Annotated in this window: 12 protein-coding genes; 7 read left to right on the top strand and 5 right to left on the bottom strand. The window is 40.3% G+C overall.

All coding sequences use genetic code 11. From position 1 onward, the window contains the following. Nucleotides 1–96 precede the first annotated feature (96 nt). The 3 genes from A3854_RS02025 to A3854_RS02015 form a co-directional block, all read right to left on the bottom strand. Nucleotides 97–513, bottom strand: a complete 417-nt coding sequence (locus A3854_RS02025) for an Rrf2 family transcriptional regulator (RefSeq protein WP_084041109.1) — start codon at nt 511–513, stop codon at nt 97–99. Between the two features lie 113 nt (nt 514–626). Then, complete coding sequence (locus A3854_RS02020; protein ID WP_257639856.1) at nt 627–1,250, bottom strand: SDR family oxidoreductase; 624 nt, start codon at nt 1,248–1,250, stop codon at nt 627–629. A 26-nt stretch (nt 1,251–1,276) separates the two neighbouring features. Next, nucleotides 1,277–1,651 carry a cupin domain-containing protein gene (locus A3854_RS02015; protein WP_084041107.1) on the bottom strand — a complete coding sequence of 125 codons (375 nt, stop codon included), beginning with the start codon at nt 1,649–1,651 and terminating at the stop codon, nt 1,277–1,279. Nucleotides 1,652–1,803: 152 nt separating this feature from the next. Between A3854_RS02015 and A3854_RS02010 the strand changes: the two genes are divergently transcribed. The 7 genes from A3854_RS02010 (at nt 1,804) to A3854_RS01980 (ending at nt 7,784) form a co-directional block, all read left to right on the top strand. Continuing rightward, nucleotides 1,804–2,688 carry an ABC transporter six-transmembrane domain-containing protein gene (locus A3854_RS02010; protein ID WP_084041106.1) on the top strand — a complete coding sequence of 295 codons (885 nt, stop codon included), beginning with the start codon at nt 1,804–1,806 and terminating at the stop codon, nt 2,686–2,688. After that, on the top strand, nt 2,666–3,586 hold the full coding sequence (locus A3854_RS02005) for a cation diffusion facilitator family transporter (RefSeq protein WP_084041105.1): 921 nt from the start codon (nt 2,666–2,668) through the stop codon (nt 3,584–3,586). The genes A3854_RS02010 and A3854_RS02005 overlap by 23 nt, the downstream gene beginning before the upstream one ends. A gap of 118 nt (nt 3,587–3,704) precedes the next feature. Continuing rightward, the gene (lepA, locus tag A3854_RS02000) at nt 3,705–5,495 is read left to right on the top strand and encodes a translation elongation factor 4 (protein ID WP_084041104.1); all 1,791 of its coding nucleotides are present in this window, start codon (nt 3,705–3,707) and stop codon (nt 5,493–5,495) included. Between the two features lie 204 nt (nt 5,496–5,699). Then, nucleotides 5,700–5,930, top strand: a complete 231-nt coding sequence (locus A3854_RS01995) for a 2-hydroxymuconate tautomerase family protein (protein ID WP_084041103.1) — start codon at nt 5,700–5,702, stop codon at nt 5,928–5,930. Continuing rightward, nucleotides 5,924–6,646 carry a hypothetical protein gene (locus tag A3854_RS01990; RefSeq protein ID WP_084041102.1) on the top strand — a complete coding sequence of 241 codons (723 nt, stop codon included), beginning with the start codon at nt 5,924–5,926 and terminating at the stop codon, nt 6,644–6,646. Before A3854_RS01995 ends, A3854_RS01990 begins: the two co-directional genes overlap by 7 nt. A gap of 11 nt (nt 6,647–6,657) precedes the next feature. Then, complete coding sequence (locus A3854_RS01985) at nt 6,658–7,215, top strand: YajG family lipoprotein (protein WP_084041101.1); 558 nt, start codon at nt 6,658–6,660, stop codon at nt 7,213–7,215. Next, nucleotides 7,215–7,784, top strand: coding sequence for a ComF family protein (locus tag A3854_RS01980; RefSeq protein WP_084041100.1), 570 nt, complete (start codon nt 7,215–7,217; stop codon nt 7,782–7,784). Before A3854_RS01985 ends, A3854_RS01980 begins: the two co-directional genes overlap by 1 nt. A 96-nt stretch (nt 7,785–7,880) precedes the next feature. On the opposite strand, the gene A3854_RS01975 is transcribed toward A3854_RS01980, so the two are convergent. Together A3854_RS01975 and rseP are read right to left on the bottom strand one after the other, a co-directional pair. After that, a complete protein-coding gene (locus tag A3854_RS01975) occupies nt 7,881–8,516 on the bottom strand; it encodes a YggS family pyridoxal phosphate-dependent enzyme (protein ID WP_084041099.1) in 636 nt (211 codons plus the stop codon). Further along, nucleotides 8,516–9,625 (bottom strand): RIP metalloprotease RseP, encoded by a 1,110-nt coding sequence (gene rseP, locus A3854_RS01970; RefSeq protein WP_084041098.1) that lies wholly within the window; start codon nt 9,623–9,625, stop codon nt 8,516–8,518. Before rseP ends, A3854_RS01975 begins: the two co-directional genes overlap by 1 nt. Between the last annotated feature and the right edge of the window lie 159 nt (nt 9,626–9,784).

The raw sequence follows: 9,784 nt of genomic DNA, 5'->3' as shown, positions 1-9,784 counted from the left end.
TAGGAGCACATGGTGCTCCTAATAAAAAATAGATTGGTTTTTATATATTTGCCTAATTTTTAAATTCTATAACTTAGTTTGTCTACTTTTTAAATTTTATAAATTAATAAGTTCATCTAATAGATCTTGTAAAGTAATGCTTCTTAGACTATCTTCTAAAGCTTCTTGTGCTTTTAGGAGGTGGTTGGTTAAGAGTCCCTCGATCTTGCCACCAAGCGGGCAGGCTTTAGGTGAATCAGAGTGGATCTTGAAAAGTTTTTCTTTATCATTTACTGCGTTAAAGATTTGAAGGAGGGTTATATCTTTTGGCTCTTTCGCAAGACTCACTCCACCAACTCCAGCTACGATATTCACGAGTCCTGCAGCCTTTAGAGTACCGAGCAGGCGCCTAACTATGACAGGATTTGTGTTTATACTACCTGCTATAAATTCGCTCGTGACTTTTTCTTCTTTGAAAAAACAAGCTGCTAAAACTACATGGATCGCGGTTGAAAACTTAATCCCTACTTGCATGATCGTCCTTGAAATTTTCTCTGATTATACTTTAAATTTTTACTAAAAGCAGTTTATTTTTAGTTTAGATTTGACAAGCCGGCTTTTTTGCCAGCTATGTCAAATCTATAATTTTATGCTCGCTCACTAACTGCTGTGAAGCGTTTTTGTATAAATTTTTTGTTTTTTAGCTCGTCTATGATCGCAAGCGCAAGGTCTGGATAGCTTATATAGCTCTCATTTTTTGAGTTTAAGATGAGATTATCTCCACCAAGCACGTATTTACCAGTACGAGCACCATTTGCGTCGTAGTCACCTGCTGGGCTTACATATGTCCAAAGCAAATCACTTCTACCTTTTAGCTCAAAATAAGACTCCGCAGTCGCCTTTGCCACGCCCATATATGCTGCTGGGAAGTCTGGCGTATCCATGAGCATAGTGCCTTTGCTATCAACAAATAACGTGCCAGCGCTAAGAGCTACGATGAGCCTTGTGCTAGTGCCTTCTAGTAAATTTAAAAGGTGAGCGGCCACTTTTTTGTGAAGCGGGAAGGTTTCTTCGCTCCATGCTGCAAATGCGCTAATAACCGCGTCAAAGCCAGCCAGATCAGTCTTTGTAAGCTCAAAAATATCTTTATAAACGACCTTTACGCTTTCGTTTTTATACTCTTTGTTTCTAACGATCGCTGTGACGTCGTAACCTTGTTTTAGCGCCTCATTTACTAAATTTACGTCGCTTTTGCCGTTTGTGCCTAAGATTGCTATTTAAATTTTGCTTTTTAAATTTACAGCCAGCTTGGCTTTACGTCATCAACTATCACGCCGTCAGTCATAGTGTATTGCTCTAGGCTACCGCGTTTTGTCTGGATGCAGATCATTTTGATGCCGTTTTTGCCAGCTTTAAAGCACCTTTTGCCATCTGGATCTATGCGCACCGCGTCGCCTTTGCTTACTTTTATCACTTCGCCGTCAATGAAGAGCTCGCCATCGCCATCAGTGATGATGTAAAGCTCCTCGTTTTGCTTGTGCGCATGAACAAATGGTACGCTCACATTTGCTGGAAGCTCGTTTATAGATACTTCACAGCCAGTTAAATTTAAAGCCTCTTTTAGCTCGACTCTTGGCGCATTTGCGATCTTTGCAACCTGATAATTTTTCATTTTATTCTCCTTGTTTTTTGTGTTGTAATATTTTTATTTACAACCGATGAGCGAAGTATAATGATTTTTTGTTGTAATGTCAATAGTTACAACAAAAATTTTTCAAAATTTATAAATTTTGGCTAGAATTCGTGAAAATTTTAGGATTAAATTTGCAAAATAACGCCTTTAAAACGCTAAAGAGCATAGCGACCGAGCACAATAAAAATCTCATTTTGACCTTTGCTTTGGTGTTAGCAGAGAACGGACTTTTTCTGGCATACCCGATATTTGCGGGCTTTGCGATAAACGCAATCATGCAAGGAAATACGTTAAATGCCCTCATTTACGCACTTTTTGTGCTCATAGCGTGGCTTGTAGGAGCCATTAGGCGCCGCGTGGATACGCAAGTTTTTGCAAATATCTACGCAAAGCTTGCTGTAAACGTCATCATGAATGAAAAACAAAATGCCAAAGACGACTCCGCCATTATCGCCAGAGTAGCGCTCTCGCGAGAGTTTGTAAATTTCTTTGAGACGCATTTTCCTATGTTTTTTACATTGGTTATTTCGATCATCGGCTCAGCGTTTATGCTCATCTTTGTCGAGCCAAAGGTCGCTGTGGCGTGCTTTGCCGTGATGATCGTTTTTCTTATATTTTTGCCAAGATATATTAAGAAAAATGACGACCTTTATCTTCGCTTAAATGACCGCCTAGAAAAAGAGGCAAAGGTGATAGGTGTTTTTAATAAAAGCACGCTAAATAGGCACTACGACGTCGTTTCTAAATTTCGTATAGCGATCTCAAACAGGGAGGCGATGAGCTATTTTATCATCGGTATTAGCGCTTCGCTGCTCTTTTTGGTGGCGATAATAGTGCTAAGCTCGCAGCAGACAAATGCCGGCCACATCTACTCTGTGATGACTTATATATGGAATTTCGTCATCAGCCTTGACGACTCGCCAAAGCTCATCGAGGAATTTTCAAATTTAAAAGATATCGGCAAGAGGATCGATGCCCAAAAGAAGGACAATGATGCACAACAAGAGCGTTCTTAGAAATTCATTTTTTCTAATTTTCACGTTTATGATAGTTGAGGCCGTTTTTGGCTTCGTTTCAAACTCACTTGCGCTCATTAGCGACGCATTTCACATGCTCTCAGACGCTGCGGCTCTCTTTTTGTCGCTGGTTGCTTTTAAGATTGCAGAAAAAAGGGCAAATTTGCAAAAGACCTTTGGCTACAAAAGGGTCGAGATCATCGCCGCTTTCATAAACGCCATCGCTCTTATCGTGCTTGCTGTTTTTGTCGTAGTCGAAGCGATCGTTAGGCTTTTTAACGAGCCAGAGATAGAGGCTGAAACAATGCTTTTTGCTAGTATTTTGGGGCTTGTGGTAAATTTGGTCGTGGCTGTTTATATGCATAAAAGCGCTGATACAAAAGAAAATTTAAACATGAAAGGCGCATATTTGCACGTACTTGGCGACACGCTTGGCTCAGTTGGCGCCATCGTCGCGGCACTTCTTGTGATGAAATTTAACTTCAAGCAGGCCGATAGCATTGCAAGTATCTTTGTCTCGCTACTCATCATAAAAAGTGGCGCTAGCTTGCTAAAAGATAGCTTTAATATCCTGATCGAAGCCGTGCCGCTTAAGCTTGATACGGATGGAATTTTAGGCGTTATAAATGGCGTAGATGGCGTTAAAATCGTGCATGACCTGCATATCTGGGCGATAAATGCTGGCACAAATGCGCTCATAGCCCACGTGGTGGTGGATGATGCGCTAAGCGTGGCTGAAATTTCAAAGATGATAAAGCGCATCGAGCACGAGCTATCTCACGCAGGTATCGGCCATGTCACGCTTCAGTTTGAGAGCGAGAGCCTTGGACACAAAGCTGGTCTCATCTGTGAGCTAAATGACGATGAAGGACATGAGCACTTTGGACATTGTCATTAAGATTTTTAAGAATAGAGCCAAGCTCTAGTGACGGGCTTATGATAAAAATATATTTATTGGCATTTAAATCAACTTTAGGCAAAATAAAGCCCAAAATTTAGTAAAAAGTAAAACTTATATGAAAAACATCAGAAATTTTAGCATCATCGCTCATATAGACCACGGCAAAAGCACGCTTGCAGATCGTCTCATTCAGGAGTGTGGCGCTGTAAGTGACCGTGAGATGAGCAGCCAGATCATGGATACGATGGATATCGAAAAAGAGCGTGGCATCACGATAAAAGCCCAGTCCGTTCGCTTAAACTACGCGCTAAATGGAGAAAATTTTGTTCTAAATTTGATAGACACTCCGGGCCACGTCGATTTTAGCTACGAGGTGAGCCGCTCTTTGGCTAGTTGTGAGGGTGCTCTGCTAGTAGTGGACGCTTCTCAGGGTGTGGAGGCGCAGACTATCGCAAACGTCTATATTGCACTTGAAAACAACTTAGAGATCATCCCAGTGATAAATAAGATCGACCTGCCAGCAGCTGATCCTGCTAGAGTAAAGGACGAGATCGAGCATATTATCGGACTTGACTGCTCTGGAGCGATCGAGGTGAGTGCAAAAAGTGGTATCGGCATAAAAGAGCTACTTGAGGCGATCATCACGAGAATTCCTGCGCCAAATGGTGATGCAAATAAGCCTACAAAGGCACTTATTTATGATAGTTGGTTTGACAACTATCTTGGCGCACTCGCACTCGTTCGCGTATATGACGGCACTATCTCAAAAAATGATGAAATTTTAGTCATGGGAACAGGCAAAAAGCACATCGTGCTTGACCTCATGTATCCAAATCCTATCGCTCCAATCAAGACAAAGAGCCTTTCTGCTGGCGAAGTAGGCATCGTTGTACTTGGACTTAAAAATGTTAGTGATGTCCAGGTAGGCGATACGATTACACAGGCTAGAAATCCGTTAAAAGAGCCAGTAGGTGGCTTTGAGAGGGCTAAGCCATTTGTCTTTGCTGGACTTTATCCGATCGAAACTGATAAATTTGAAGATCTGCGTGACGCACTTGATAAACTAAAGCTAAATGATAGCTCGATAAGTTACGAGCCAGAGACCTCGGTCGCGCTTGGATTTGGCTTTAGAGTGGGCTTTTTGGGGCTGCTTCATATGGAAGTGGTAAAAGAGAGGCTGGAGCGCGAATTTGACCTAGATCTAATCGCCACAGCGCCAACCGTGACTTACGAAGTCATCCAAACTGATGGGCTAAATTTAAAAATCCAAAACCCAAGCCAGCTGCCACCAGTCAATAAAATAGACTCAATCCTTGAGCCATATGTGAAAGCGACTATCATCACGCCAAGCGAGTTTTTGGGCAACATCATCACGCTTTTAAACAACCGCCGTGGTATACAAACAAAGATGGACTACATCACGACTGACCGCGTTTTGCTTGAGTATGACATACCGATGAACGAGATCGTGATGGACTTTTACGATAAGCTAAAATCAAGCACCAAAGGCTACGCTAGTTTTGACTACGAGCCTAGCGACTACCGCGTGGGCGATCTAGTAAAGCTTGATGTAAAAGTGGCTGGCGAGACGGTCGATGCGCTCTCTATCATCGTGCCTGAGAGTAAGGCGCAGACAAAGGGCAGGGACTTTGTAAAGGCGATGAAAGAGATCGTGCCACGTCAGCTCTTTGAAGTGGCGATACAAGCTAGCATCGGCAATAAAATAATCGCCCGAGAAACCGTAAAATCAATGGGTAAAAACGTCACAGCCAAGTGCTACGGCGGCGACATCACGCGTAAGAGAAAGTTGCTTGAAAAGCAAAAAGAGGGTAAGAAGCGTATGAAAGCTATTGGAAAGGTAAATTTACCACAAGAGGCGTTCCTCTCGGTCTTAAAAATAGACTAGAGGCTTATCTTTTGTGCCCTTTTGAAAGAGTTAGTGAAATTTTTGGCTTGATGAACTGCATGTTCTATCCGCACCAAAATTTCACGTAACAGCTTTCAAAATCATCACAAAATATCTCGCCTTATTGTGAGCTAACGATACTGCCGTATTCGGTTCTTATTTTTTGATTAAAATTTAAATACTAAATTTGCAAAAAGGAGCACTATGCCATTTGTGAAAATTTGTGTGACAAGAGAGGGTGATAGCCCAAGTGTGGAGCAAAAAGAGAAGATGATAAGCGGAGTTACAAAGCTAATAAGCGAAATTTTAGGTAGAAGCGCTCAAAATACCGTTGTCATTATCGACGAGATCGATACGAATAACTATGGTATCGCAGGCGAGAGCGTGAAAAAACTCCGCAAAAAACAAAAAGAGCAAAAGGAAGTAAAATGCTAAGAATGACATTACTGGCAGTTTTTGCAGCTATCTTTCTAACTGGCTGTGTGGCAAAAGCCAGTCTTTGCCTCTCATGTGAGGGAATAGATGGCGTGCAAAGTGCGAGCATAAACAGCGAAGATAAGATGTATTTTGAAGAGGTTATGAGGATACCGGCTGACTGCAGCGCTTGTAAAGGCAGGGGCGATGGTCTTTTTATAAATGGTGTTAAATACAAAAGTGATGTAGCAATAAACTGCTGCTTGGAAAAAAACATGATCGATACTAATGTTGGATTAAAAAAGGTTTATTTCCACAGGATCGTCGATGCTAGAAGTAGTGCAAGATCGATATATTACACAGGTGTTGAAGGAAATACTGCAGTTTTTAACTCAAACCCACGCCTTGAGGTGCTTTTTTACATGTTTTTGCAGCGTGAGTTAAATTCTCGTGGAATCGTTGTTGTCGATACTCAAACATCGCCTTATACATACAGGCTTGATTTTAGATTTGACGAGCTTAAAGGAAGCTATTCGGGAAGTTCAGAAATTTTAAATGGACATCTAAATGGGCTTCTTATTCTTTCAAATATAAATTTCAAAAAAACCTTACCTATCTCGACTAGACACCATGTGGAGAAGCTAGAGGCTTCAGAGTCTGGTCAGTTTGACTTTTTTATCGCCCTTTTAGTTAAACAAGCTGCGATAAAAGTAGCCGATGAGATCACTAAACTTTAAAAGGAAAAACGATGAATAAATTTAAATTTTTAGCTATTTTTGGACTTTTTGTTTTATTTTTAACTGGTTGTGCACCAAGTCAAAGTGTTGTCGCATTTGATCCATATAAGGCTGCTGCGAGCCAACAAAATAGCGGCTTTGAGTCCTATATAAGCGCAGTGCATGACAACCGCAAAAACAAAAGTACCATTGCTACGATCACTGATAGTAAAGGTACTGTAAAAGAATATGTCGTGCTTCAAAACGATCTTGCTACTTATTTTAGCGATTCGCTCAAAAAAGAGCTTATGGCGCGCGGTGCAAATATAAATGGTATGGGTGGAGTCGTGGTTGAAATTTTTATCAACGAATTTGAAGCAAATATGAGCGGATACGGCACTGATAATACAAAAGGCAATATTAAGATTACACTTAAGATCCAAAAAGGCGATCAAAGTATCGTTAAAAATATTTCAAATAATCAAACCAAATTTGAGTTGATTCCCACAGGTGGAGCATTTAAATCATTTTTAACTGAGATCATAAATGATGCCATCAAACGCACTGCAATTGCTATTTTAAATAGCTAATGTTTTGTGCGTTTTGCAAGAGCTTTACGCTAAATACATTTTGTAAAATTTGCTCACAAATTTTAAGCGAGCCAAGCCCGATAGTAAGAGAACTAGAGGGCTTTAAAATTTATAGCTTTTACGGCTACTCTGAAATAAAAGAACTCATCCACTCCAAGCACCAAATGCACGGATATTTTATATATAAAAACTTAGCTAAATTTGCATTTAATCAATTTGCTAAAAGCTTTAGCTTTCCGGAGCAAGTCTATGCTTTGCCAATAGATGATAGAGTTCATTTTGGCTACTCGCACACGGCTATTTTGGCAAATGCACTAAGGGCTAAAAATCTAAAGCCCATATTTCATACACTGCATGCAATCAGTAAGATCAGCTATAGTGGCAGGGATTTACAATTTAGGCAAAATAACCCAAGAAATTTTAAAATCCTAAAAAAGATCACTGCGCCAGTTATTTTAGTAGATGACATTGTAACCACTGGCACAACGATACTTGAGGCTAGAAATACTCTAGAAAAAGCTGGCGTAAAAGTACTTTTTGCTCTAGTTTTAGCTGACGCTAAATATTAAATTCTAATTTTTTCTCAAGTCTCTTTGGGCAGAAATTTACATAGTTCCAGCAGTAATCTACTTCGTTAGCAGCAAGAGCATGCAAAAGCGATAAAATTATAAATAAAGCATTGTCCCAAGGCGAATCATATTTGAGCCGCATTTTATCGCTAGCTCGAAGTCACTACTCATACCCATCGAGCAGATAGTTGCACCTTTTGGCTTTAGGCTATCAAAAATTTTATAAGTTAGCTCAAAGCTCTTTTGAATCTCTTTTGGCTCATCCACATGCGCTCCGATACTCATCACACCTCTTAGATTGATATTTTTGCACTCACTTTGGATACGCTCATAAATTTCTGCCGCATTTGCTACACTTACACCTTGCTTTGTATCCTCATCAGCCGAGTTTATCTGAAGCAAGGTATCAAGCTTGTAGTCGAGTCTTTTATCGACCTCTACAGCTCTTTCAAAGCTATCACAGCTTTGCCAAAGTGTGGGCTTTAGGCTTATCATTTGATTGATTTTATTGTTTTGCAAGCGCCCTATCATGTGCCATTTGATGTCAGCAAAATTTTGCAGTTCTAGCTCTTTTTTGGCTAGCTCTTGGACTCTATTTTCGCCAAAATTTCTTTGCCCCTGTGCGTAAAGCTCTCTTACTTCAGTGCATGTCACGTTTTTACTAACGGCGATTAGTGTCACATCTTTGCTTAAATTTCCTATCTTTTCTAACAGCTCTTTTAAAACTATCATTATAAACCTCCGCTTAATCTCATAATGTCATTAAAGGTCGCAAGCACCATTATACCAAGCAGTAGCGCCCAACCGCAGTAGGTAAGCGTTGTGAGTACTCGCTCATTTACCTCACGTCTAAAGATTAGCTCATAAATGTTAAATAAAATGTGGCCGCCGTCAAGTGCTGGGATGGGGAATAAATTTAATACGCCTAAATTTACAGAGATGAGCGCTGTGATGAGTAGTAGGACGCTAACGCTGATCTGAGCGGCTTTTGAGGTGACATCGGCGATTTGTAGGATACCGCCGACCTCTTTTAGTGGTATATCTCCAATGATTAGCTTTTCAAGGCTTTTAAAGATGAGCATTGATGCCTCGATTGTCTCGTAAAATGCAAATTTTAGGCTACTAAGGCCTGTGTGATAAATTTTTATCACTTCGCCGTTTGACCTAATGCCGATTAGTGGGTGCTGGATCTTTTCATTAAATATATTTATCGTCTCGCCTATTTTTGGTGTTAAATTTATGCTTAAAATTGAGCCGTTTCTATCTATCAAAATGGTACTTGGCTCTAATTTCACATTTTTACTAATCTCGTTCCACTCGTTTATTTTTATGCCATTTATCGCTAAAATTTTATCGTTTATTGCTATGCCAGCGCTCGCAGCTGCCGAGCCTTCAGCTATGTGGCCGACACTTGGCGCAAGCCTCTCAACACCGATAAATCCAAGCAAAATGTATATAAAAAAAGCTAGGATAAAGTTAAAAAATGGCCCAGCAAATAGGATGTAAATGCGCTTTATGGGACTTAGCACGTTGTAGCTGTCAGCGTCGTAGTTTTTAGCCTTTGGGTCGGTGTCGTCTTGCCCTTTTAGCTGCACGTATCCGCCAAGTGGGATCGCGCTTAGGCAGTAGTCGGTGCCGCCAACGTTTTTGGTGTAAATTTTCTCGCCAAAGCCGACGCTAAAGGTATTTACTTTGACGCCAAGCATTCTTGCTACTAAAAAGTGGCCAAGCTCGTGAAAAAATATGAGAAAACTAATGGCTAAAACGGTCACTAAAAAATAAAACGAATACGCATAAAGCCCAAGGCAAAGCAGGGCTAGCGTGAAGAGAATGCCTTTCAAAACTTACCTTTTTTTGAAAAATTGATGAGATTTTAGCCAAAATTTATAAATTTACTCTCAAACGGCGTTTAGCTAAATTTTTTAGCTAGGAGAAATTTTTAACTTAATTTTACTTATTTAGAAAATGAAGTTTTTATTATTTATATAAATTTTGCAAGT

This window comes from Campylobacter concisus (genome assembly GCF_002092845.1).
GTDB classification, from domain to species: Bacteria; Campylobacterota; Campylobacteria; order Campylobacterales; family Campylobacteraceae; genus Campylobacter_A; species Campylobacter_A concisus_AQ.
This window is presented reverse-complemented; position numbering and strand designations above follow the sequence as displayed.